Here is a 23,990-nt window from a genome sequence, read left to right on the forward strand (position 1 = left end):
GAAAGGGTGGTTGACTTGAAGATTCCAACCAAATATCTTGGTGATGTGGTAATTGAGAAAGAACAAATTATACAATTTCAATCTGGTATCCCTGGATTTGTAGAAGAGAAGGAATTTGTACTACTAAATATCCCAGGTAATCCAGTGTTTCAGTTTTTACAATCAGTAAAGTCTGAAACACTTGCATTTGTCGTCACGAATCCGTATCAATTTTATAGTGAATATACATTTGAATTGGATGATTCTACTATAGAAGCTTTAGAAATACACAGTGAAGAGGATGTTTTAATAGCATCTATCGTAACCTTAAAGGCTCCCTTTGAGTCTAGTACCATTAACCTTAAAGCGCCAGTCCTTATTAATCAGAGAAAGATGCTTGGTAAACAGTATATATTGAATACAGATAAATATGAAAGCAAGGCATCCATTAAACCTACTACAGCTGGAAAAGGGGTGTAGTGATGCTAGTACTAACACGGAAGCGAAATGAAGCGATTCAAATTGGTGATAATATAGAGATTACAGTGTTAGCAATTGAAGGGGATCAAATTAAGCTTGGCGTTACTGCTCCGAAATCTGTAGAAATACATCGCAAGGAGATTTATATAGAAATACAGAATCAGAATAATGAAGCAGCCAATGTATCAACGGATTTGCTCAATCTACTAAGTAAGAAAAATGATTCATAATCTATTGCTAAACATTTATTCTATTTAAACCGATATAAGAAGAAATATTTGTAAGGAGTTGCAGAGGATGCGAGTAGAATCTGTATCAGTTGGAACAAAATCCTTGCAAAGCAGTGAAAACAACCATAGAAAACTAGCAGAATCTAATACTGTTGTGCAAGAACTAAATGTAAAAATGAAACCAGAACCCACTAAGAAACAGATAGAAACAGCAGTGGAAAAATTAAATGATTTTGTTGAACCATTAAAAACTAGTCTCAAGTTTCAATTCCATGAAGAATTGAATGAATATTATGTTACCGTTGTTGATCCAAACACAGATGAAGTGATCAAAGAAATTCCACCTAAAAAGATATTGGATATGTATGCAGCAATGGGAGAGTATATGGGTTTTTTAATTGATAAGAAGATATAAAAGGGGTGAAACGCAATGAATAATATGCGTATTGGTGGTTTAGCATCAGGGATAAATACGGATGATATTATACAAAAAATGATGTCGGCAGAGAGAATGCCATTAGATAAAATGCAGCAGGACCGAACATTGTTAGAATGGCAACGTGATGGGTATCGTGAAATCTATCAAAAGCTTTACCAAATGGATCAATTGATCTTTGATATGAAATTAAGTAGTACATATAAATCAAAAGCAGTAAGTTCTTCTAATAGTGGTGTGGTAACCGCTACGGCTACATCCGGTACGATGGAAGGGTCATATAATATTACAGTGTCGCAATTGGCTTCTAGTGCTATTAATAGAAGTACAAGTAGCATTGTGAAAGCTGGTGAAACGTTTGATCCATCTAAGCCACTTGGAGAACAAGTGGATAAGCTTGCTAGCACAATTGAATTTGGTAAAGATTTTTCATTTTTTACATTTGATGAGAATGGTAACGAGATTCCGCATACTTTTTCGATTTCAGAAACCGACTCATTAAATGACGTTTTGAAACGTATAACGAATGATGATAACAATGTGAGAGCGTTCTACGATGCCACCGCTAAACAAGTCATTCTGGAAACAACCCGAACTGGAAACTACAATAATCAGGGGCCTGAAATCGTATTTGATAGTGGATCAAACTCATTTTTTTCTACTACACTAGGAATCAATGTTGAGAATGAACAAGGTGGTACAGATGCTAAGTTTACCTATAATGGACTTGATTTTGAATCAAAAGATAATTCCTATGAATTTAATGGTTTAACGTTAACATTAAAAGGTGTTTCAAAAGAAGGGGAAAGTACTTCTCTTACGGTAGAAAATGACATCGATGCGGCTTTCGACTCTATCATGAATTTTGTCGACAAGTATAATGAAATTGTAGATTTAATAAACAAATCGCAAACAGAAGAACGTTTTCGTGATTACAAGCCGCTGACAGAAGCTCAAAAGGCAGAAATGGATGATCGGCAAATCGAGCTTTGGGAGGAAAAGGCTAAGAGTGGTATTCTTCGTGGGGACTCTATCTTAACCTCAGGCTTACATTCTATGAGACAGACTTGGTATACTAATGTTCAAACAGGTGGAGAAATTACATCATTAACGCAAATCGGTATATCAACAACAGCGGACTATATGAATGGTGGAAAGCTTCAAGTTAATGAAGAAGAATTGAAGAAAGCTTTACGAGAAGACCCAGATGGTGTATTTAAGTTATTTTCAAATTCTACTTCTTCTAAGGATGACCCTAGTCGTGGCTTAATTAACCGATTAGAAGACTCTATTGAGTCGACGATGAAGCGTGTTGAAGAACGGGCAGGTAAAACAACAAGCACATTAGAAAACTACTCCCTAGGAAAACGAATTAAGGATTTAAATACAAGAATATCTGATTTTGAGAAACGTCTCGTGTCGATTGAGAGTCGTTATTGGAGACAATTCAGCGCTATGGAACAAGCAATTGCTCGATTGAATAATCAATCAATGCAACTGTTATCTCAATTCGGCGGTGGAATGTGATCAAATTCTAATAAAAGGAGTTCTACCTTATGGCTTTAAATAAACCATATCAAGCATATCAGAATAATGCTGTTAATACTGCCTCGGGCGGTGAATTAACGCTTATGCTTTATAATGGCTGCCTTAAATTTATTAAACAAGCAACGAAGGATATACAAGCTAATAATATAGAAGCAAAAAATACAAATATTCAAAAGGCGCAAAGAATCATTCAAGAACTAATGGTAACTCTTGATCAAGAAGTGGAAATCTCTCAACAAATAATGCCTTTATATGACTACATCCATCATCGCCTTATGGAGGCAAATTTAAAAAATGATGTTAGTATTTTGCAAGAAGTAGAAGGATTTGTGGTTGATTTTAGAGATACTTGGAAACAGGTCATCTTAAAAACTAGACAAAAACAACATGCACAAGGTGAACATGTATAATGAATCGCGTACAACCGATCTACGAAATTACAGTTAAAATGCAGCAGCTACTAGCTAACGACGTAACCTCCAATGATAGAGAGGCTATCATTGAGGGGATAAACAGCCTCCTTTTACAAAGAGGAAGTTATATGGAGGAAGCGAAAGAGCCTTTTACGAAAGAGGAGCTGGAAATGGGAAAGAAGCTTCTGCCTTTGAATAAGGAAGTTCAAGAAAAGATGGATCTTTTATTCCAAGGATTGAAGGTGGAAATGAAACAAGTGAAGAAACAAAAGAATTCAAATCGCCAATATACCAATCCATATGATAAGGTACAAACGATGGATGGCATGTTTATGGATAAGCGCAAATAATAGATTAGCTTCCGGATTTTATTCTGGAAGCTATTTTTTTAATTAACTGTAAATCTAGTGTAAACCGCATGAGACTAGGTCTTTAAAGGGGATTATCCATATATGAAACTGCTAGGTTTACAAAAAAGGACATGTTTAGGCAGGAATTTTAAGGGAAAGTATAGTATACTATATACAAAGGTATAAAAGGAGTGACACTTTATGAAATTCAACATTCGCGGTGAGAATCTTACGGTAACCGAAGCAATTCGAGAGTACGTAGAAAAGAAGATTGGTAAGCTTGAAAAGTATTTTGAGAGCCCCTTAACATCAGATGTACATGTGAATTTAAGTGTCTACAACAACAAACAGCGTATTGAGGTTACAATTCCAATGACTAGTTTATTATTAAGAGCTGAAGTAGAGCATCTTGATCTATACGCTGCAATTGATTTAGTGGTTGATAAGTTAGAAAGACAAATTCGTAAATATAAAACAAAAGTAAATCGTAAATTCCGTCAAAATGGCGCTCCGAAGTTTGTAGCGACTAATTTGGCTGAAAAGTTAGACGAAGTAGAAGACTCCGATGAAATTGAAATTGTAAAAACAAAACGATTTGATTTAAAACCAATGGATTCTGAAGAAGCGGTATTACAAATGGATATGTTAGGACACGCATTCTATGTGTTCCAGAATGCTGTAACAGGTGATACTAACGTGGTGTACCGTCGTAAAGATGGCAAGTATGGTTTAATCGAACCAAATCATTAATATAAATAATCCCTACAGGCGATCCCTTCAGTGGGTCGCCTTTTATCTTTTTTAGAGGGATGGTGCTAACCCATAGGTATGTAGTTGGCATATGCAATTAAGTAGTGTTATTATTTATTATATATAATAAATAAAAATTATAGTAGATGAAGGAATAAAATGAATGGTGAACCTATTATCATATTTTTATGATAAAAGGTAAATAGTGTTGTTGAATGTGTAACACACGTCTGGTTCACTATGAGGATTGAGGAGCGTAACGATGGCAGGTTTTCTAAAAAAAATATTTGATGGGAATAAAAAACAATTAAATCGAATCCAACGTATTGTTGATCAAATTGAATCATTGGAACCTGATATTGAGAAATTATCAGATAGTGCTTTACAACAGAAGACAGAGGAATTTAAATCACGCTATGCCAATGGAGAAAGCTTAGATGACTTATTGGTTGAAGCGTATGCTGTAGTTCGTGAAGCATCAAAACGTGTTCTTAACATGCGTCCATTCCCTGTTCAGTTAATGGGAGCAATTGTATTGCATGAAGGGAATATCGCAGAGATGAAAACAGGGGAAGGTAAGACACTAGCTTCCACTATGCCAGCATATTTGAATGCTATCTCTGGCAAAGGTGTTCATGTCATTACCGTGAACGATTATTTGGCAGATCGTGACTCGAAGCAAATGGGGCAATTATTTGAATTCTTAGGATTAACAGTGGGATTGAATACAAATGGTTTATCCAAAGAAGAAAAGCGAGAAGCGTATTTAGCCGACATTACTTATGGTACGAATAACGAATTTGGCTTTGATTACTTAAGAGATAATATGGTTCTGTATAAGGAGCAAATGGTTCAACGTCCTTTAAATTTCGCAATTATTGATGAGGTCGATTCGATTTTAATTGATGAAGCAAGAACACCATTAATTATTTCCGGATCTGCTCAAAAGTCAGCATCCTTATACACACAAGCAAATGCATTTGTTGCCACCTTAAAGCGTGATGAGGATTATACGTACGATGAGAAAACAAAAGGAACACAGCTTACGGAAGAAGGAATTAATAAAGCGGAAAGCTACTTCCATGTGGAGAATCTATTTGATTTAAATCATGTAACTTTAACACATCACATTGGACAGGCATTACGTGCACATGTTGCGATGCATCGGGATACAGATTATGTAGTAGAAGATGGCGAAGTAGTAATAGTAGACCAATTTACTGGACGTCTTATGAAGGGCCGTCGTTATAGTGATGGATTGCACCAAGCGATTGAGGCGAAGGAAGGCTTAAAGATACAGAATGAAAGTATGACTTTAGCGTCCATCACCTTCCAGAACTATTTCCGCATGTATAATAAGCTTGCTGGTATGACAGGTACTGCTAAAACAGAGGAAGAAGAATTCCGTAGCATCTATAACATGTATGTGGTTGAAATTCCTACTAATAAACCAATCGCTCGTACTGATCACCCGGATAAGATTTACAAGACGGTCAATGGTAAATTTAAAGCTGTTGTCGAGGATATTAAAGAGCGTCATAAAGCTGGACAACCAGTACTAGTTGGTACAGTAGCGGTTGAAACGTCTGAGTTAATTTCTCAGTATTTGAAAAAAGCTGGTGTTAAACACAATGTTTTAAACGCGAAAAACCATTTCCGTGAAGCAGAAATCATCGAACAAGCTGGACAAAAGGGTGCCGTTACAATTGCAACGAACATGGCCGGCCGTGGTACAGATATTAAGCTTGGTGAGGGTGTATTAGAGCTTGGCGGATTAGCTGTAATAGGAACAGAGCGCCATGAATCAAGACGTATTGATAACCAGTTACGTGGACGTTCTGGTCGTCAAGGAGACCCTGGTATGTCGCAGTTCTATCTATCGATGGAAGATGAATTGATGCGCCGATTTGGATCAGATAATCTAAGAAATATGATGGATAAGATGGGGATGGATGATGATCAACCTATTGTGAATAAATTCGTATCACGAGCTGTCGAATCCGCACAAAAACGTGTAGAAGGTAATAACTATGATGCACGTAAGAATGTTTTATCATATGATGATGTATTAAGGGAACAGCGTGAGATTATTTACAAACAACGTTTTGAAGTTATCGATGCGAAGGGTAATGAATTACGTACCATTATTGAGAATATGATAAGTTCTTCATTAGAACGTGTTGTTAATACTCATACACAAGATGATGAAGAAGATAAATGGGATTTACAAGCTATTGTTGAGTACGTACAGGGTAACTTGTTAGAACAGGATTCCTTATCCGTAGACGATCTGAAAGGGCTAGAAACAGAAGAAATTCATGCATTAATTATGGATAAAGTTCGCGCCCGTTATGATCAGAAAGAAGAAGAGCTTGATGAAGAACAGATGCGTGAATTTGAAAAAGTTATTCTTTTAAGAACAGTAGATACGAAGTGGATGGACCACATTGACCAAATGGATCAGCTTCGTCAAGGTATTCATTTACGTGCATACGGTCAGAATGATCCATTACGTGAATATCAATTAGAAGGATTTGCCATGTTTGAGGCAATGGTAGAAAGTATCGAGGATGAAGTTGCCCGTTATATTATGAAAGCTGAAATACGAGATAACCTAAAGCGACAAGCAGTAGTGAAAAACACCCAAGCAGTATCAGGCGGCGGTGAAGAAAAGAAAAAAGTCCGCAAACCATATGTGAAAAAAGAAACGGTAGGCAGAAACGATCCATGTCCATGCGGCAGTGGTAAAAAATATAAAAACTGCCACGGAAAATAAACTATCTAAAGCGGTCTGACCCCAACCGGAGTCAGACCGTTTTGAGGGTATTAATTAATTGGATATAACAAATTTTTTAGAGGTGACATGATGGAATTTAGTGAAATTAGAAACGAACTTGATCAAATCAATAACCGCATAGCGGAATTTAGGGGGTCTCTTTGACTTAGATGTCAAAAAGGCACGAATACAAGAATTAGAACATGACATGACCGCTCCTGGATTCTGGGATGACCAAAACGCAGCCCAAACAGTGATTAACGAGGCAAACGGTTTAAAGAACTTTGTAAATAGCTTCGAAGGGATAAACAATCGCTATGAAGACCTAGAAGTAACCTACGAACTAGCAAAAGAAGAAAATGATGCTGAGTTATTAACGGAATTAGAAGAGGAACTTAGCTCCTTAAAAAAAGATATCAATGACTTCGAATTACAAATGTTATTAAGTGAGCCATATGATGCCAACAATGCAATCCTAGAACTGCATCCAGGTGCTGGGGGAACAGAATCACAGGACTGGGCAAGCATGCTACTCCGTATGTATCAGCGTTGGGCGGAACAGCATAATTTTTCCGTTGAAACAATTGACTATCTTCCTGGTGAAGAGGCTGGGGTAAAAAGTGTTACCTTATTAATTAAGGGACATAATGCTTATGGTTACCTAAAGGCGGAAAAAGGGGTACATCGCCTAGTACGTATTTCACCATTTGATTCCTCCGGTCGTAGGCATACATCATTCGTATCATGTGATGTAACACCAGAAATGAATGATGATGTAGACATTGAAATCCGTTCGGAAGATATTAAGGTGGATACGTATCGTGCAAGTGGTGCTGGAGGACAGCATATTAATACAACAGACTCTGCTGTACGTATTACCCATATTCCAACGAATACTATAGTTACTTGTCAAAATGAACGTTCACAAATTAAAAACCGTGAAGCAGCAATGAAAATGTTAAAATCAAAGCTTTACCAATTAGAAATTGAAAAGCAACAGCAGGAGTTAGCAGCAATTCGTGGAGAGCAAAAAGAGATTGGTTGGGGAAGTCAAATTCGCTCTTATGTATTCCATCCATATTCCATGGTGAAAGACCATCGTACAAATATGGAAACGGGTAATACACAGTCCGTTATGGATGGCGAAATCGATTTGTTTATTGATGCTTATTTACGTTCACAATTATAAATAGATTACATTATTAATTTCTTAAAATTGTCAAAAACTGGCGTGAAACTAGATGAATATTCATCTTTAGCCAAAATGTGGCAATTTTGTGGCTGGTATATTTAACTAGAAGGGATATACTAAATGATGTATAGATATTCCAATGATTGGGGGATTTTTAATATGAAAAAATGGTTATTCGCAATATTATTTGGAACAGTATTCGTACTTGGTGCATGTGGTGGAGAAAATGAAGCAGATGATAATGGTGCAGTAAATGATTCAGGTCAAACGGATGGTGGTGAAGCTGTAGCCTCCGCAGAAGATATTTATCAAGCAAACTGTGCAGCTTGTCATGGTGCTAATCTTGCAGGTGGTGCTGGTGTTGATTTAACACAAATTGGCGCAGAATTTTCATCCGAAGAATTACAAGATATCATTGCTAACGGTACAAATGGTAGAATGCCTGGTTTTGCGAATAAGCTTTCAGATGAAGAAATTCAACATCTATCTGATTGGCTAGCAGAGAAGAAATAAATTGATAATGAAAATAGCAAAGCTTAAGCTGAATGATGAGATTCAGTTTAAGCTTTTTTTGTTGTTTAGAACGGCACTTTTACTGGGGGTGGTGATGGAGAGAGTATCAGTGCCTTTTTCGTGAGGAAGAGGGTAATTAGGTAACAGAGGGACAATGTCAGTGCCCTTTTTCGCGACAGAGAGGGTAAAAAGGTAACAGAGAGATAAAGTCAGTGCCCTTTTTCGCGAGGGAGAGGGTAAAAAGGTAACAGAGGAATAGAGACAGTGCCCTTTATCGGGAGGAAGAAGGTAAAAAGGTAACAGAGAGATAAAGTCAGTGCCCTTTATCGGTGGGGTGAGAGTAAAAAGGTAACAGAGAGATAGAGTCAGTGCCCTTTCTCGGAATGAAGAGGGTAAAAAGGTAACAGAGGGATAGAGTCAGTGCCCTTTTTCGGAAGGAAGAGGGTAAAAAGGTAACAGAGAGGGGCTATCGGTGCTCTTTTGGTTTTGATATCCTACTTTATACCTATAAAAAAGTATGTTTCTTGTCATAATCCTACAATATTCCCAGATTTTTCACCTCTGAAATATAAATGTAATATTTTTTTGTCAAAAAAAGTTGTTGATTGATGTTATAATGTAAAAGAATCTTGTACAATATAAGTCTTTTTGACTAACTATAATAATAAAGGTGATTATAAATGATATTAATGAAGGATTTATATAAAACGTATGATAACGGTGTGACAGCTTTAAATGGAATTAATGTCGAAATTGATCAAGGTGAATTCGTATACATAGTCGGACCATCCGGCGCAGGGAAATCATCTTTTATTAAACTTATGTATCGTGAGATAAAACCGACAAAGGGACAAATTTTTATAAACAATAAAGACGTCAGTGAAGTAAAAGAAAAGGAAGTACCACTACTCCGACGAAATATCGGTGTTATCTTCCAGGATTTCCGCTTGCTTCCTAAATTATCAATCTATGAAAATGTTGCGTTTGCACTAGAGGTAATAGAGGAATCTCCTCGTAATATTCGAAAACGTGTAATGGAAGTATTGGATTTAGTAGGGTTAAAAAATAAAGCCCGCTTCTATCCGAGTGAATTATCTGGTGGAGAGCAGCAACGTGTTTCCATTGCTAGAGCAATTGTAAACCACCCCAAAATTGTTATTGCTGATGAACCGACTGGTAACTTAGATCCAGAAACATCATGGGAAATTATGCGAGTGTTCGAGCAAATTAATAATAGTGGGACAACCATTATCATGGCAACCCATAGTAAGGAAATCGTAAATACAATTAAAAAACGTGTTATTGCAATTGAAGATGGCGAAATTGTAAGAGACGAGCAACGAGGTGAATACGGCTATGAAAGCTAGAACTATCAAAAGACATTTTCGTGAGGGTGCAAAAAACATATATCGTAACGGCTGGATGACTGTAGCCTCGGTCGGAGCAGTAACGGTTACGTTACTTTTAGTAGGTGCATTTTTAGGTTTAATCTTAAACCTTAATCATATGGCAAAAAAAGTTGAAGAAGATGTCGTTGTGAAGGTCCTCATTGATTTAGCTGCAGATGATGAACAAGTAATTGCATTAGGAAAAGAGATAGAAAAAATCCCTGGGGTAGCAAGTGTAGTGTTTTCATCTAAAGATGATGAACTTAATAGCTTGATTGATAGCATGGGTGAAGGTGGAGATGTTTGGGGTGGATTTAAATCAGATAACCCATTAAACCATGCTTATATTGTGAAGGCTGATGAACCACAGGAGACGACAGGTATTGCAAAAACTATTGCCGAACTTGATGGAGTAGATTCTGTTACGTACGGTGAAGACGTCGCACAAAATCTCTTTAAATTTACCGATTATGCTAGAACAATAGGTATTATTCTAATCGCTGGTCTTGTATTAACAGCTATCTTCTTAATTTCCAATACGATTAAATTAACTATCATGGCAAGAAGTAGAGAAATTGGAATTATGAAGTTAGTAGGGGCGACGAATGGATTTATTCGCGGGCCATTTTTCATAGAAGGATTATTACTAGGTGTACTAGGATCAATCATCCCTATTTCTGCAGTCTTAGGTGGATATAAATGGATTGAATCTAGTATAACTACGGTGCAGACAATCGGATTTGTAGAAGTATTACCATTTAATCCCTTCGCATGGCAATTAGCGCTCATTATTCTAGTGATAGGTGCTGGAATTGGAATGTGGGGAAGTCTGATGAGTGTACGCAAATTCTTGAAAGTTTAATAGTGCTTTGAACAGTGTGGAAAAGGCAAAGGAAGGTCCTATACCTTTTCCACAATAAATTATACATACGGAAATAATAGTTTTCTAGATTACTTGGTAACAGGGGGAAGATCAATGAAAAAAAAGTTAGCACTAACTGGTTTACTGATTGGACTGTTCGCCATTGTGTCCGTCTTGATTGATGAAAACCAGGTTTTCGCTCAAACGAAAGAGGAGCTCCAGCAAGAAATCGAGGAACTTGAGAAGGAACAATTGCAACTAAAAGAACAGAAAGAAGAAGTACAAACGAATAAAAGTGATACAGAAGAGAAAATCCAAGAAAATTTAAATAAGCAGGATACAGTTCAAGGTCAAATCGATTCTATTGAACAGGATCTAGCAAATACTGAGGAAGCTATTTCTACCAAACAGGGTGAAATCGATACTACTAACAATGAGATTTATGAACTTACGAATACGATTGATGATTTAACTAATCAAATTGAACAGTTAGAAGTTGAGATTGATATATTACTAGACCGTATCGAGGAACGGGAAGCATTACTAGTAGACCGTCTTCGCTCTATTCAAAAGAATGGTGGTCCTATAAAGTATTTAGAAGTCATTCTCGGGTCTAAAAGCTTTTCCGATTTTATTTCAAGAGCAGCAGCTGTAAATATCATGATGGACCAAGATAAAACGATTATTGAATCATTAGAAAAAGACAAGGCTGATGTTGAAACTAAAAAAGTAACGGTTCAAGAGAACAAGAAAGAAATCGAAGCAAAACGAAGTGATGTTGAACAGAAAAAGGTAGCATTAGAAGGCCAAAAGAGAGAACTAGTTGCATTACAAAGTCAACTAGATGAACAAAAGTCAGAAAGAAAGCGTCTGCTAGCACAACTGGAGAAAGAGCATGAAGAGTTAGAGGAATTCATGTTTACGTTGGAAGATGAACAAGCAATGATTCGTAAACAAGAAGAGGCCGTAGCGAAAGCAAAAGAGGTCGCAGAAAATAACCTTAGCCAGTTATCAAGCCCTGAAACAGGAGCGGTAAATAGTTCTTCCTTCATTTGGCCAGCTTCAGGAAGGCTTTCATCTCAGTGGGGCCAGCGTGTTGATCCAATTACTGGACAAGTAAGCTATCATCTTGGAATTGATATTGCAGCCCCTACTGGTACACCGATTTATGCTGCTACAAATGGTGTTGCCGTAAGAGGTAACTTATCTGACACGTATGGAAACCATATATTAATTGTTACGAAGATTGATGGAGTTGATTATACAACGCTATATGGCCATTTAAATGGTTTTGCCGTTGAAGATGGAGCAGTCGTAGAACAAGGTCAGTTAATTGGTTATATGGGTTCAACTGGTCGTTCCACAGGTCCACATTTACACTTTGAAGTGCATAAAGGTGGATGGATAGGCTTCTATCCTCCTAACACGAATAATGTAAATCCTATGGATTATTTACCATAAGCGTATAGGTTAGGAGCATTACACATGAGGTGTAATGCTTTTTTCTTGTCTTCTTAAATAAAAAGTTTGGCGTTAATACGCTTTTTCGATATGATTATAGAATAAGTAGGTTTGAATCTTAACGATAATAATTTCGTTTTTGGTGTTTAAGATAACTACCTAACATATAACTAATACTGGGGTGATATCATGAAATTGAATAAAGTACATATTGTGCTTATACTGGTTGGGGCCTTATTTCTAGGTTTTATTGGAGCATATGTGGGAGCTTCTATTGCACAAGCAGGTGAAAAAGAATCGATTATCTCTGAGAATAATCTTGATGGTGATAAACAAGATGAAGCTAGTGGGGCAAAGGAAAATAATGAGCTACCAGCTCAATGGTCTAAAGTGGCTCAAGCTTATCATTTGATAAAAGATAATTACTTAGAGGGAGCTGAAGAGCAGCAACTAATTGAGGGTGCGATTCAAGGAATGCTTGCGACACTAGGTGATCCATACAGCTCCTATATGGATATTGAAACAATGGAGCAATTTAATGAACAAATTGAATCCTCTTTTGAAGGCATTGGTGCTGAGGTTAGTATGGTTAATGGAATGGTGACGATTGTATCGCCTATTAAAGATTCCCCAGCGGAAAAGGTAGGACTTCGACCAAACGACCAAGTTCTAGAGGTAGATGGAGAATCATTAGAAGGACTTGATTTAAATGAGGCAGTTGCCAAGATCCGTGGGGAAAAAGGAACAGAAGTGGTCTTAACCATTTTGCGACAGGGCACGACTGAACCTTTCCAAATTACCATTGTTCGTGACACCATCCCTATCGAAACCGTTTATTCTGAAATGAAAACTGTTGATGGTAAGAAAACAGGGCTAATTGAAATTACTAATTTTGCTGAAACAACTGCAGAAGATTTTGAATCACAGCTTAAAGCATTAGAGGACGATGGAATGGAAGGATTAGTTATTGATGTACGTGGGAATCCTGGTGGACTCTTAAATTCTGTTGAAGAGATCCTAGATTTATTTGTTCCAAAGGATATTCCATATATTCAAATTGAAGATCAAAGTGGAAATAAAACACCTTATTACTCTACATTAGATAAGAAAAAGGATTATCCAATCTCAGTTTTAGTAGACGAAGGTAGTGCATCGGCTTCTGAAATTTTAGCTGTGGCGATGAAAGAAATTGGTTATGATGTCGTTGGAACTAATAGTTTCGGAAAAGGTACAGTGCAGCAAGCCGTTCCATTAGGTGATGGAAGTACAGTAAAATTAACCTTCTTCAAATGGTTGTCACCAAAAGGAACATGGATTCACGAAACAGGTGTTGAGCCAACTGTGAAAGTGGAACAACCGAAATATTATTTTACAACCCCAATACAAGTAACAGATGAGCCTTTATCGTTTGATCACTCTGGAAGCCAAATTGAAAATATTCAAATCATGCTGGATGGTTTAGGCTATGAATTAGACAGAACAGACGGTTACTTCAGTAAGGAAACTGAAGAAGCAGTTAAAGCCTTCCAAAAGGATCATGATTTAACGGTTACAGGAGAAGTAGACCAAGAAACAGCTGGAACACTGGAATCGAGCATTATTGAAAAAATCCGCAGTGGTGAAGATGATTTACAATTAGAAAAAGCATTAGAAGTGGTACATTAATTATTACACCAAGGCTTTGACACCATGAAGAAATAAATGTAAAACCCGAATGATGCATGAGATTAGCTCCGGAAATATAATTAGACTCCTGCGGGAAGATAGAGCGCGCTTGAGACCTAGTGATGCAGCTCTGTCTCTACTAGCAATTCTACGTAGCAGGCTCCCTTCGAGGGGGCATTCCATGGTCACTAGCGACCATGGAATGAGCGTATATTTTCGGAGCAGGTTTGTGCTAATCATTCGGTTTTCTTATACCTTCTATACGTGTGTCCAAGTCTTGTTATATTCTACATCATTATGTTTTCAACACTCTTGTAAAATTAATACGGTAAAAGCAGGAAAAAAACCGACAAATGACGAATATATAAGGTTATAATTAACTTATTAAGAGGAACTGTAGATTGGGAAGGTGAACACAAATGTTACAGGATTGGTTATTGGAATTTGGTAAAGGAATTGGAAAAATCTTTCTCAATCCACTTTTATATTGGTCTATTGTATTCATTACGTTAGTAGGCATAAGAAGAATCAAGCAGGAAAGAAGAGATTTTGGAACTAAGGTATTCGATATCTTCTCGGAGTGGAAGGGAACGATTGGGTTTTCGATTTTTATCGGACTATTTTATTCAGTTTTAACAATAGCAATAGGTATGGTAGTTACATATGATGTGCTTATCATTCTAAGTATCGTTACGATTCTATTAAGTCTTACATTACGTTTTTCTTTCCTTTCCCCAAGTTACACCTTTGGGATTACCTTTTTTGTCTTGATGTTATTTCCTTTAGTAGCGGATAACGTTACGTTTCTCCCTAGCTTAGGGGAGGTTAATTATTCAGTAATTGCCATTTTATTAGCATTATTTTTATTTGTAGAAGCACATTTCCTAAGTAGAATTAAGATCTATGAGACATACCTTGGATTAGAAAAAGGAGCTCGGGGTAGTTGGATTGGTAAGCATTTAATTAAGAAGTTTTCCATTATCCCGTTTTTTGCTTTAGTACCTGCTGGACTAATCGAACCATTTGCACCCTATTGGCCATTTCTGTCTATCGGTGGGGAGAATTATGCTTTAGTCCTGATACCAGTTGTTTTAGGGTTTGAATTTGTGGTGCGAGGCAGTATGCCATATAAGACAGCGAACTGGATTGCGCTACAGTTATTAGCCCTAGCTGTACTTGTACTAGCTATCGCAATAGGTAGTATCTTCTTACCGTGGTTAACGATTGTTGCTGTAATCATAGCAATCATTGGAAGGGAAGTTCTTAACTACCGACATCGCTCAAAAGATAATGCGAGAAGCTATTATTTCAATCATACGAACGATGGATTAAAAGTTCTTGGTGTTATCCCTGGCTCTCCAGCTGACCGTTTACAAATTCTAATTGGAGAGACCGTAATGAAAGTAAATGGTAATCGAATCCAAAGTGAAGATGATCTTTATGAAGCACTACAACAGACAGGCTCTTTCTTTAAGGTGGAATTACTTGATCACAATGGTGAAGTTCGTTTTATTCAAAGTGCCATGTACGAAGGTGATCACCATGAACTAGGGTTACTATTCGCAGGAGAGCCATATCGAACAAACTAATATAGAAGACCGTATCCATAGTGGGTACGGTTTTTTGTGTAAAGAGAATAGATAAAAAGTCTAGGTAGCACTAATAATTTTATTAATTTTCATCCAAACTAAGAAGGCAAAATATGTACAGGAAGGATAATTGTATGGATGAAAAGCTATCTATTAGGGTTCTGGAATGTATTTGATCCGCTGTATTATTCCTTTACTAGATTGCGCTATGTAAAGGATCAGGAACAGAATCGAACGGTATTTCGTGTACGACTTACTCGATATAAAGGAAGACGTACGATATTAAAGGACGGTACTATAATTAATAAAAATGACCTGCTAATTAAGATTCACCTTCATAATGTGAAAATCATGAATGATTTGTATGCAGAAAAAAGTGACACAAAGCGTGCTGTATACATTTACCATCTGGTCAAACGGGCTATGCCACTTTTGGCAGACTATGTAAAACATCATAAGCGTTATGATGAGTTAAAGGGAATAATAGGAATTACTACCCTACATAAAGGTACAAAGCGATTAGGTTTCGATAATGTGTTTATCCATAATCCATTATATAGAAATTATAAAAAAATAACCTTTACTCCAATTAATTATTTGGCTAGCTCATCCAATCATGAAAATCCCATGTACTTATTCATGTCAAAGGATGAGCTAGTTAATAGATATGGAACTAAAGTTAAATAGCAACGTCATGGAGAGTGATTTCAGGGCGGCTGCCCACCCGAATGTTTACACCTGTTTGGCCTAATCCTTCACTAATATAAAAAGGGGAATCATTATGGCTATGCAATCCTTTTATCATATTTAAACGTGGTAGTTTCCCCATTTTCACTAAGTGGTATGCTTTTGGATAAAGGATTTGTCCACCATGGAAATGCCCTGCTAATAAATAATCAAATGGATAATCATCCATTTCGAGAACTACGTTTGGATCATGAGTCAGGACAATTTTAAGACCTTCTTTCACCTGACGATACGATTCTTCCAAGTCGCTTCGATTTGTTGAGTAATCATCAATTCCGATTATATTAATCTTTTGACCGTTTATAGTAATTGTTTTAGAGCTATTTTGCATTACGATACAACCGTATTGTGTAAGAATCGATTTTAAATCTGATAAATTCTGCCCTTTTAGGACATAATCATGGTTACCAAGTACAGCGTAGATACCATGTTTTGGCTTCATTTTTTGTAGAACCTCAAGATATGGTATTAACTTGGGTAGGGTACGTTTTCTATCAAGAAAATCCCCAGTTAGTGCAATGATATCCGGTTGTTCATGCTGTAGATTCGCAGCTAGTTGACTTGGTGTAATAGAGATATTTTCAAGGTGAAGGTCAGACAAGTGTAGGATGGATAAATTAGAATGATTTGTTCGATGTTTAGTGGAGATTTGTATTTTATTTATTTGGATATCTTTCGTATTTAGGTTTGCTTTATATATGAGAAAGCCAATAATGATTAATAATAGTGCAGAAATAATATATGTCATATGAATTCCTCCCCGAAAATGATTATAACATGGTTAAACGATTAGATTCATTGGTAAATCAAGGGATTCATTTGAACGTTATGATAGGGTGAATATATTGGATACGAAATCAAAGAGCGAAGCATTATTACTACCATTTATGCAAATTCCGACTGGGCATCATCATGTTGCTGACGCAGTGATAGAGGAATTGGAGCGTGCTGTCAAATCAATCAACTGTGAAAAGGTGGATATTTTATCGTATAGTTTTGGAAAAGTAGAACGACTCGTCTCTGCTACGTATTTAAATTGGATTAAAATGGTCCCAAAAGCGTACGATGTGCTTTATAATCGACTTGCTGTAAAAAATCAAACAAAACGATCTAGACAGCGCTTATATGAAGCGATGTTCATAGCGTTTTTTAAGAAATTAATGAAAGAAACAGAACCAAGAATTTTATTCTGTACACACTGTCTTCCTTCCAATATTGCTAGTGTTTTAAAGCAAAAAGGAAAGTTACATGCAATTACAGTGAATGTGTATACCGATTTCTTTATTAACCGTGTATGGGGTATTGCTGGTATTGATTATCATATCGTTCCATCCATAACGGTCAAGAAATTTTTATTAGATTTAGGTGTAGACGAGGAGAGGATTTTTGTAACAGGAATACCAGTACATCCAGTATTCCGTATTCCTTATCAGAAAAAAAGTAATGGGAAGCTACATGTATTAATTACAGGCGGAAGTTTAGGGATCGCATCAATGGACAAACTAATCCCTAGTCATCCGGAAATAAAATACACGGTTTTATGTGGGCACAATGAAAAGCTTTATCAAGATCTTTCAGAATGGAACCACCCATATGTCCAGCCCATTCGGTATGTGGATAGCAAAGCGAGAATGAATGAGCTATATAATCAAGTTGACGCAGTTATTACCAAGCCTGGAGGGGTAACAATTAGTGAATGCTTAATGAAACGAATCCCAATTTTCACTTGTAATGCCTTACCTGGTCAAGAAAAAGTAAATGAAATGGAATTAGCTAAATTAGGCATCGTTAATCAAATAAACCCATTCGAAAGAAGTATCGAGTTGCAAGTGAAGGAATTTTTCCAGGATAACAAAAGACAACTTATGTACGAGGAAAATCTAAACTTATATCATGAATATGTAGAAAGAAATTCGTTGTCTGAAATATTATTAACTATTTGTAAGGCATAGAGTTTAGTCGTGTCTATAATTTTATTAGGTAGACGAAAGGGGTGTAAAGAATATTTTACATCCTTTTCGTCTGTTTTTATAATAAGGATGTAAAAACTATTTGACATATAGTCGAATATGAAGGTGAAAATAAGATGAGAAATCGAATTAAAGAATTTCGGGAAAAAATGAATCTTTCTCAAGGAAAGGTTGCAGACTTATGCAATGTTAGTAGGCAGACAATTAATGCAATTGAAAACGACAAATATGATCCTAGCTTACAATTGGCATTTGATTTAGCGAGTGTATTAGGAGTTAAGGTTGATGAATTATTTATAAGTGAAAGGAAGTAACATACTAGTTTCGTTAGTTATAATTCCTGTGGTGCTATTTGTATGAGTTTTATAGACCTCTTGATAATGAATGGGAAAAGCTATTAAGTAAAAGTCTACACCTTGACCTAGCTTATCGGAAGCCATTCCCTGATATAATATTTATATAGCTTAAAAGAACCCGAACTACTTAGATTTCAATTCATGACTTCTTAGCGTAGGTCGGGTTTTTTATAGAAAAAAATCAATTATACGATGTACCTTGTCTAATTTCTTGAATACTTAGGGAAAAATAGTTAGTATGTATATATAGCAAAAAAAACGAATGTTAGTTCGCATTTTATGGTGATATATAGTGGTAGAATATGGTACACTGAAATAAGGTTAAGGACGGAGGGAGACAATGGAACTTAATAAGTTCGAACTGGTTTCAAAATATGAGCCAAAGGGAGACCAACCAAATGCTATAAAAGAATTAGTAGAGAAGGTGCTTGCAGGGCAGCGCCATCAAACATTGCTAGGAGCAACAGGTACGGGTAAGACGTTTACCGTATCCAATGTGGTTAAAGAGATTAACCGTCCAACATTAGTCATTGCTCATAATAAAACATTGGCTGGTCAATTATATAGTGAGTTTAAGGAGTTTTTTCCGAATAATGCAGTGGAGTATTTTGTAAGCTATTATGATTATTATCAACCAGAGGCATATGTCCCTTCCACCGATACATTTATTGAGAAAGATGCCAGTATAAATGATGAAATTGACAAACTACGTCACTCGGCGACATCAGCCCTTTTTGAACGAAATGATGTGTTAATTGTGGCGAGTGTATCTTGTATATATGGATTAGGTAATCCAGAAGAATATAGTGCACAAGTGTTATCACTTCGTATGGGAATGGAAAAAGACCGTGACCAATTACTTAGAGACTTAGTCAATATACAATATGCACGTAATGATATTGATTTCCAGCGTGGAACATTCCGTGTACGAGGAGATTCCGTTGAAATTATTCCCGCTTCACGGGAAGAACATTGTATAAGAATTGAATTTTTTGGTGATGAAATCGATAGAATTCGTGAAGTTGATGCTTTAACCGGTGAAATTATTGGTGATCGTGAACATGTTGCCATTTTTCCAGCATCCCACTTCGTAACTCGCGAGGAAAAATTGAAGCTAGCGATTGCTAATATTGAGAAAGAATTGGAAGAACGTCTTGAAGAGTTACGTGGACAGAATAAGCTTTTAGAAGCACAACGACTCGAACAACGAACTAATTACGATTTAGAAATGATGCGTGAGATGGGCTTTTGTTCGGGGATAGAGAACTATTCAAGACATCTAACATTACGAGAAGCAGGTGCCACACCGTATACACTACTAGATTATTTTCCTAAAGATTTCTTAGTTGTCGTGGATGAATCCCATGTAACCTTACCACAAATTCGTGGTATGTATAACGGTGACCAGGCAAGAAAGCAAGTCCTTGTGGATCATGGATTTCGCTTGCCGTCCGCTTTAGATAATCGTCCATTGAAGTTCGAGGAGTTTGATAATAAAGTAAATCAAATTATCTTTGTATCAGCGACACCTGGTCCTTATGAATTAGAACATACTCCTAAGATGACCGAGCAGATTATTCGACCTACTGGTTTACTAGATCCGAAAGTCGAGGTTCGTCCAATTGATGGACAAATCGATGATTTAATTGCGGAGATAAATACTCGTACAGAGAAGAATGAACGCGTATTAGTGACAACATTAACGAAGAAAATGTCAGAGGACTTAACCGATTATCTCAAAGAAATTGGAATTAAAGTGGCATATTTGCATAGTGAAATTAAAACCCTTGAACGAATTGAAGTAATCCGAGATCTTCGTGTAGGTAAATATGATGTTCTTATAGGAATTAACTTACTTCGAGAAGGGTTAGATATTCCAGAAGTTTCATTGGTGGCTATTTTAGATGCGGATAAAGAAGGATTCCTACGCTCAGAGCGCTCCCTAATCCAAACTATGGGTCGTGCTGCACGTAATGCAAATGGCCAAGTGATCATGTATGCGGATAAGATTACTGATTCGATGCAAAAAGCAATCGATGAAACGGAGCGACGCCGTAAAATCCAAATGGAATACAATCAGAAGCATCATATCACACCGACAACTATTAAAAAAGATGTTCGTGATGTTATAAGGGCGACAGTAGCTTCAGAAGATGAGGCAGGCTATGAAACGAAGACAAAGAGCCTAGCCAAATTAACGAAGAAAGAAAGAGAAAAGGTTATCGAAAGTATGGAAAAAGAGATGCGCGAAGCTGCCAAAGCGCTTGATTTTGAAAAGGCTGCTGAATTAAGAGATATACTATTTGAACTTAAAGCGGAAGGATGACCGATGAATGCCAAGTAAAACGATTGATATTAAAGGTGCAAGGGCACACAACTTGAAAAATGTTGATATATCCATACCTAAAAATAAGCTAGTAGTCGTAACTGGTCTATCTGGTTCCGGAAAATCATCGCTAGCCTTTGATACGATTTATGCGGAGGGGCAAAGACGCTATGTGGAGTCATTGTCAGCGTATGCTCGTCAATTTTTAGGACAAATGGAAAAGGCAGATGTGGACACGATTGATGGATTATCTCCAGCCATTGCGATTGATCAAAAAACGACTAGTAGAAATCCACGATCAACGGTTGGGACGGTAACAGAGATCTATGATTATTTACGATTGCTATATGCAAGAATCGGACGTCCAGTTTGTCCTAATCATGGTATCGAGATTTCTTCCCAAACGGTTCAACAAATGGTAGATCGTATTATGGAATACCCGGAGAGAACGAAAATGCAGCTCCTAGCACCTGTTGTATCAGGTAGAAAAGGTGAACATATCAAGGTTTTAGAAAAGCTGAAAAAAGAAGGTTTTGTTCGGATTCGTGTGGATAAAGAGATGCGCGAGGTTACAGAAGATATTAAGTTAGAAAAAAATAAAAAGCATACGATTGAAGTCGTAGTCGATCGTGTCATCGTGAAACCAGGTATCGAAACAAGATTGAGTGATTCGCTTGAAACGGCATTGAACCTAGGAGAAGGTAAAGTAGTAGTTGATGTCATGGGGGAAGAGGAGCTAATCTTTAGTGAGAATCATGCTTGTCCTATCTGTGGTTTTTCTATTGGTGAGCTAGAACCAAGGTTATTCTCTTTCAACAGTCCTTTTGGAGCTTGTCCGACATGTGATGGACTTGGTACGAATCTTGTGGTCGATGTGGATCTAGTTATTCCAGATTGGAATAAAACATTAAATGAACATGCGATTGCTGCATGGGAGCCGGTTAGCTCACAATACTACCCACAGCTTCTCAAAAGTGTTTGTGACCATTTTGATATTGATATGGATATACCGGTAAAAGATATTCCAAAGGAACAGATAGATAAGATTCTTTACGGAAGTGGAAAAGAGAAGATTCATTTCTACTTTAAGAGCGACTTTGGTCATACACGTAATGGTCTAATCGAATTTGAGGGCGTCATCCATAATATTGCACGACGCTATAAAGAATCTTCTTCTGATTATGTTCGTGAAAGTTTAGAGAAGTATATGGCTCAGAAACATTGTCCAACTTGTAAGGGGCATCGTTTAAAAGAAGAGGCATTAGCGGTTAAGGTGAATGGATTGCATATTAGTAATGTCACAGATTTTTCAATTACAGATGCCATGAATTTCTTCCAAGAATTAGAGCTTAGTAAGAAAGAAAAACAGATTGCTAAGCTATTAATTAAGGAAATTAATAATCGTTTAGACTTTTTGAATAATGTCGGACTGGATTATCTCACATTATCCCGTACTGCTGGAACGTTATCCGGTGGGGAGGCACAACGTATTCGGCTTGCTACCCAAATCGGCTCGGCTCTCACAGGGGTTCTTTATGTTCTAGATGAACCATCCATCGGGCTTCACCAACGAGATAATGATAAATTGATTGAGGCATTAAAAGGGATGCGTGACTTAGATAATTCTTTAATTGTTGTAGAGCATGACGAGGATACGATGCTAGCAGCAGATTGGTTAATCGATATTGGTCCAGGTGCTGGTGAGCATGGTGGACAAATCGTGGCTAGCGGTACACCTGAAGAAGTAATAAACAACGAAAAATCTTTAACAGGACAGTATTTATCTGGTAATAAGTATATTCCTGTACCACTTGAGAGAAGAAAGCCGGATAAACGTTTTATAGAAGTAGTAGGAGCGAAGGAAAATAACCTGAAGAATGTATCGGTAAAAATTCCAATAGGTCTATTTAATGTTGTAACTGGTGTTTCAGGTTCAGGGAAAAGCTCATTAGTTAATGAGATTATCTATAAATCATTATCGAGAGAACTGAATCGCAGTAAACAAATACCAGGTGATCATAAGGAAATGAAGGGATTGGAGCATTTAGAGAAAGTAATCAGTATCGACCAATCCCCTATAGGCCGAACACCAAGATCTAATCCAGCAACTTACACGGGAGTATTTGATGATATTCGTGACGTATTTGCTTCTACTAATGAGGCAAAAGTCCGTGGCTATAAAAAAGGGCGTTTTAGCTTCAATGTAAAGGGTGGCCGTTGCGAAGCTTGTAAAGGTGATGGAATCATTAAGATCGAAATGCACTTTTTACCCGATGTATATGTCCCATGTGAAGTGTGCCATGGCAGTCGCTATAATAGGGAGACATTAGAGGTAAAGTATAAAGGAAAAAGCATCGCAGAAGTATTAGACATGACGATTGAAGAAGCATTAGAGTTTTTCAGTAATATACCAAAGATTAAGCGTAAACTCCAGACCATTGTGGATGTTGGGCTAGGATATGTAAGGCTGGGGCAGCCTGCTACAACCTTATCTGGTGGGGAAGCACAGCGGGTTAAGCTGGCTAGTGAGTTGCATCGTCGTTCAAATGGTAAGACGATGTACATTCTTGACGAACCGACAACCGGATTACATGTCGATGATATTAGTAGACTGTTAAAAGTACTTCAGCGCTTAGTCGAAAATGGAGATACGGTTCTTATCATTGAACATAACTTAGATGTAATTAAAACTGCCGATTATCTAATTGACCTTGGACCTGAGGGTGGTGCCGGTGGCGGTCAAATCATTGCAACAGGTACTCCTGAAAAAATTGCCGAACATGAAGCATCCTATACAGGTAACTATTTAAAGCCAGTATTAGAGCGCGATAAGAAAAGGCAAGAACAAGGGTTACAAGCTAAAGAAGAGATGAGTGCAAAATAACGAAAAGCGAAGGATGTCTCGTGAAGGTGGGACGTCCTTTTTATTGTTGCTGAACTAGGATAACTTTTGGACTAA

The 23,990-nt window shown here is 37.1% G+C and carries 21 protein-coding genes; 20 read left to right on the forward strand and 1 reads right to left on the reverse strand.

Annotation, left to right across the window (positions count from 1 at the left end; genetic code table 11):
* Positions 1-6: 6 nt before the first annotated feature.
* The 16 genes from fliW (at position 7) to KGF86_RS16320 (ending at position 16,319) form a co-directional block, all read left to right on the forward strand.
* Positions 7-459: a flagellar assembly protein FliW gene (gene fliW / locus KGF86_RS16245; protein ID WP_343221472.1), complete on the forward strand. Its 453-nt coding sequence runs from the start codon at positions 7-9 to the stop codon at positions 457-459.
* Between the two features lie 2 nt (positions 460-461).
* Complete coding sequence (csrA, locus tag KGF86_RS16250; RefSeq protein WP_186870603.1) at positions 462-689, forward strand: carbon storage regulator CsrA; 228 nt, start codon at positions 462-464, stop codon at positions 687-689.
* Between the two features lie 67 nt (positions 690-756).
* Positions 757-1,104 carry a flagellar protein FlaG gene (gene flaG, locus KGF86_RS16255; protein ID WP_186870602.1) on the forward strand — a complete coding sequence of 116 codons (348 nt, stop codon included), beginning with the start codon at positions 757-759 and terminating at the stop codon, positions 1,102-1,104.
* Positions 1,105-1,119: 15 nt separating this feature from the next.
* Positions 1,120-2,652: a flagellar hook-associated protein 2 gene (locus KGF86_RS16260; RefSeq protein ID WP_246521636.1), complete on the forward strand. Its 1,533-nt coding sequence runs from the start codon at positions 1,120-1,122 to the stop codon at positions 2,650-2,652.
* A 29-nt stretch (positions 2,653-2,681) separates the two neighbouring features.
* Complete coding sequence (fliS, locus tag KGF86_RS16265) at positions 2,682-3,083, forward strand: flagellar export chaperone FliS (protein ID WP_186870601.1); 402 nt, start codon at positions 2,682-2,684, stop codon at positions 3,081-3,083.
* On the forward strand, positions 3,083-3,436 hold the full coding sequence (gene fliT, locus KGF86_RS16270; protein ID WP_211742453.1) for a flagellar protein FliT: 354 nt from the start codon (positions 3,083-3,085) through the stop codon (positions 3,434-3,436). Before fliS ends, fliT begins: the two co-directional genes overlap by 1 nt.
* Positions 3,437-3,637: 201 nt before the next feature.
* Complete coding sequence (hpf, locus tag KGF86_RS16275) at positions 3,638-4,186, forward strand: ribosome hibernation-promoting factor, HPF/YfiA family (RefSeq protein WP_186870599.1); 549 nt, start codon at positions 3,638-3,640, stop codon at positions 4,184-4,186.
* Positions 4,187-4,448: 262 nt separating this feature from the next.
* Positions 4,449-6,962, forward strand: coding sequence for a preprotein translocase subunit SecA (gene secA / locus KGF86_RS16280; protein WP_186870598.1), 2,514 nt, complete (start codon positions 4,449-4,451; stop codon positions 6,960-6,962).
* Positions 6,963-7,052: 90 nt separating this feature from the next.
* Positions 7,053-8,151 (forward strand): peptide chain release factor 2 gene (gene prfB / locus KGF86_RS16285; RefSeq protein WP_246521637.1). Its coding sequence is split into 2 segments (ribosomal slippage): positions 7,053-7,115 and positions 7,117-8,151, totalling 1,098 coding nucleotides; the frame shifts between segments, so codons are not numbered across the junction.
* A gap of 162 nt (positions 8,152-8,313) precedes the next feature.
* Complete coding sequence (locus KGF86_RS16290) at positions 8,314-8,667, forward strand: c-type cytochrome (RefSeq protein ID WP_186870596.1); 354 nt, start codon at positions 8,314-8,316, stop codon at positions 8,665-8,667.
* A gap of 680 nt (positions 8,668-9,347) precedes the next feature.
* The gene (gene ftsE, locus KGF86_RS16295; protein WP_186870595.1) at positions 9,348-10,034 is read left to right on the forward strand and encodes a cell division ATP-binding protein FtsE; all 687 of its coding nucleotides are present in this window, start codon (positions 9,348-9,350) and stop codon (positions 10,032-10,034) included.
* A complete protein-coding gene (gene ftsX / locus KGF86_RS16300) occupies positions 10,024-10,917 on the forward strand; it encodes a permease-like cell division protein FtsX (protein ID WP_186870594.1) in 894 nt (297 codons plus the stop codon). The genes ftsE and ftsX overlap by 11 nt, the downstream gene beginning before the upstream one ends.
* A 114-nt stretch (positions 10,918-11,031) precedes the next feature.
* Complete coding sequence (locus KGF86_RS16305) at positions 11,032-12,378, forward strand: murein hydrolase activator EnvC family protein (RefSeq protein WP_211742454.1); 1,347 nt, start codon at positions 11,032-11,034, stop codon at positions 12,376-12,378.
* 189 nt (positions 12,379-12,567) lie between these two features.
* Positions 12,568-14,043: a S41 family peptidase gene (locus KGF86_RS16310; RefSeq protein WP_186870592.1), complete on the forward strand. Its 1,476-nt coding sequence runs from the start codon at positions 12,568-12,570 to the stop codon at positions 14,041-14,043.
* A gap of 419 nt (positions 14,044-14,462) precedes the next feature.
* Positions 14,463-15,632: a PDZ domain-containing protein gene (locus KGF86_RS16315; protein WP_211742455.1), complete on the forward strand. Its 1,170-nt coding sequence runs from the start codon at positions 14,463-14,465 to the stop codon at positions 15,630-15,632.
* A 138-nt stretch (positions 15,633-15,770) separates the two neighbouring features.
* On the forward strand, positions 15,771-16,319 hold the full coding sequence (locus KGF86_RS16320) for a YkoP family protein (RefSeq protein ID WP_186870590.1): 549 nt from the start codon (positions 15,771-15,773) through the stop codon (positions 16,317-16,319).
* Here the strand turns inward: KGF86_RS16320 and KGF86_RS16325 are convergent.
* Positions 16,312-17,127, reverse strand: coding sequence for a metallophosphoesterase (locus tag KGF86_RS16325; RefSeq protein WP_211742456.1), 816 nt, complete (start codon positions 17,125-17,127; stop codon positions 16,312-16,314). The genes KGF86_RS16320 and KGF86_RS16325 overlap by 8 nt on opposite strands.
* 97 nt (positions 17,128-17,224) lie before the next feature.
* Here KGF86_RS16325 and KGF86_RS16330 point away from each other — a divergent pair, with 97 nt between their 5' ends.
* The 4 genes from KGF86_RS16330 to uvrA all read left to right on the forward strand — a co-directional run bounded on the left by KGF86_RS16330 (position 17,225) and on the right by uvrA (position 23,915).
* Positions 17,225-18,331 (forward strand): MGDG synthase family glycosyltransferase, encoded by a 1,107-nt coding sequence (locus KGF86_RS16330; RefSeq protein WP_246521639.1) that lies wholly within the window; start codon positions 17,225-17,227, stop codon positions 18,329-18,331.
* A 134-nt stretch (positions 18,332-18,465) separates the two neighbouring features.
* Complete coding sequence (locus KGF86_RS16335; protein WP_211742457.1) at positions 18,466-18,663, forward strand: helix-turn-helix transcriptional regulator; 198 nt, start codon at positions 18,466-18,468, stop codon at positions 18,661-18,663.
* A gap of 382 nt (positions 18,664-19,045) precedes the next feature.
* Positions 19,046-21,031: an excinuclease ABC subunit UvrB gene (gene uvrB, locus KGF86_RS16340; RefSeq protein WP_186870587.1), complete on the forward strand. Its 1,986-nt coding sequence runs from the start codon at positions 19,046-19,048 to the stop codon at positions 21,029-21,031.
* Positions 21,032-21,038: 7 nt separating this feature from the next.
* Positions 21,039-23,915, forward strand: a complete 2,877-nt coding sequence (gene uvrA, locus KGF86_RS16345) for an excinuclease ABC subunit UvrA (protein ID WP_211742458.1) — start codon at positions 21,039-21,041, stop codon at positions 23,913-23,915.
* Positions 23,916-23,990: the final 75 nt, after the last annotated feature.

The organism is Ornithinibacillus massiliensis (assembly GCF_018310345.1).
Classification (GTDB): Bacteria; Bacillota; Bacilli; order Bacillales; family Amphibacillaceae; genus Ornithinibacillus; species Ornithinibacillus massiliensis.

Coding starts and splice junctions, on each gene's coding strand:
- csrA (WP_186870603.1), top strand. CDS start 462: ATGCTAGTACTAACACGGAAGCGAAATGAAGCGATTCAAATTGGTGAT.
- flaG (WP_186870602.1), top strand. CDS start 757: ATGCGAGTAGAATCTGTATCAGTTGGAACAAAATCCTTGCAAAGCAGT.
- KGF86_RS16260 (WP_246521636.1), top strand. CDS start 1,120: ATGAATAATATGCGTATTGGTGGTTTAGCATCAGGGATAAATACGGAT.
- fliS (WP_186870601.1), top strand. CDS start 2,682: ATGGCTTTAAATAAACCATATCAAGCATATCAGAATAATGCTGTTAAT.
- fliT (WP_211742453.1), top strand. CDS start 3,083: ATGAATCGCGTACAACCGATCTACGAAATTACAGTTAAAATGCAGCAG.
- hpf (WP_186870599.1), top strand. CDS start 3,638: ATGAAATTCAACATTCGCGGTGAGAATCTTACGGTAACCGAAGCAATT.
- secA (WP_186870598.1), top strand. CDS start 4,449: ATGGCAGGTTTTCTAAAAAAAATATTTGATGGGAATAAAAAACAATTA.
- KGF86_RS16290 (WP_186870596.1), top strand. CDS start 8,314: ATGAAAAAATGGTTATTCGCAATATTATTTGGAACAGTATTCGTACTT.
- ftsE (WP_186870595.1), top strand. CDS start 9,348: ATGATATTAATGAAGGATTTATATAAAACGTATGATAACGGTGTGACA.
- ftsX (WP_186870594.1), top strand. CDS start 10,024: ATGAAAGCTAGAACTATCAAAAGACATTTTCGTGAGGGTGCAAAAAAC.
- KGF86_RS16305 (WP_211742454.1), top strand. CDS start 11,032: ATGAAAAAAAAGTTAGCACTAACTGGTTTACTGATTGGACTGTTCGCC.
- KGF86_RS16310 (WP_186870592.1), top strand. CDS start 12,568: ATGAAATTGAATAAAGTACATATTGTGCTTATACTGGTTGGGGCCTTA.
- KGF86_RS16315 (WP_211742455.1), top strand. CDS start 14,463: ATGTTACAGGATTGGTTATTGGAATTTGGTAAAGGAATTGGAAAAATC.
- KGF86_RS16320 (WP_186870590.1), top strand. CDS start 15,771: ATGAAAAGCTATCTATTAGGGTTCTGGAATGTATTTGATCCGCTGTAT.
- KGF86_RS16325 (WP_211742456.1), bottom strand. CDS start 17,127: ATGACATATATTATTTCTGCACTATTATTAATCATTATTGGCTTTCTC.
- KGF86_RS16335 (WP_211742457.1), top strand. CDS start 18,466: ATGAGAAATCGAATTAAAGAATTTCGGGAAAAAATGAATCTTTCTCAA.
- uvrB (WP_186870587.1), top strand. CDS start 19,046: ATGGAACTTAATAAGTTCGAACTGGTTTCAAAATATGAGCCAAAGGGA.
- uvrA (WP_211742458.1), top strand. CDS start 21,039: ATGCCAAGTAAAACGATTGATATTAAAGGTGCAAGGGCACACAACTTG.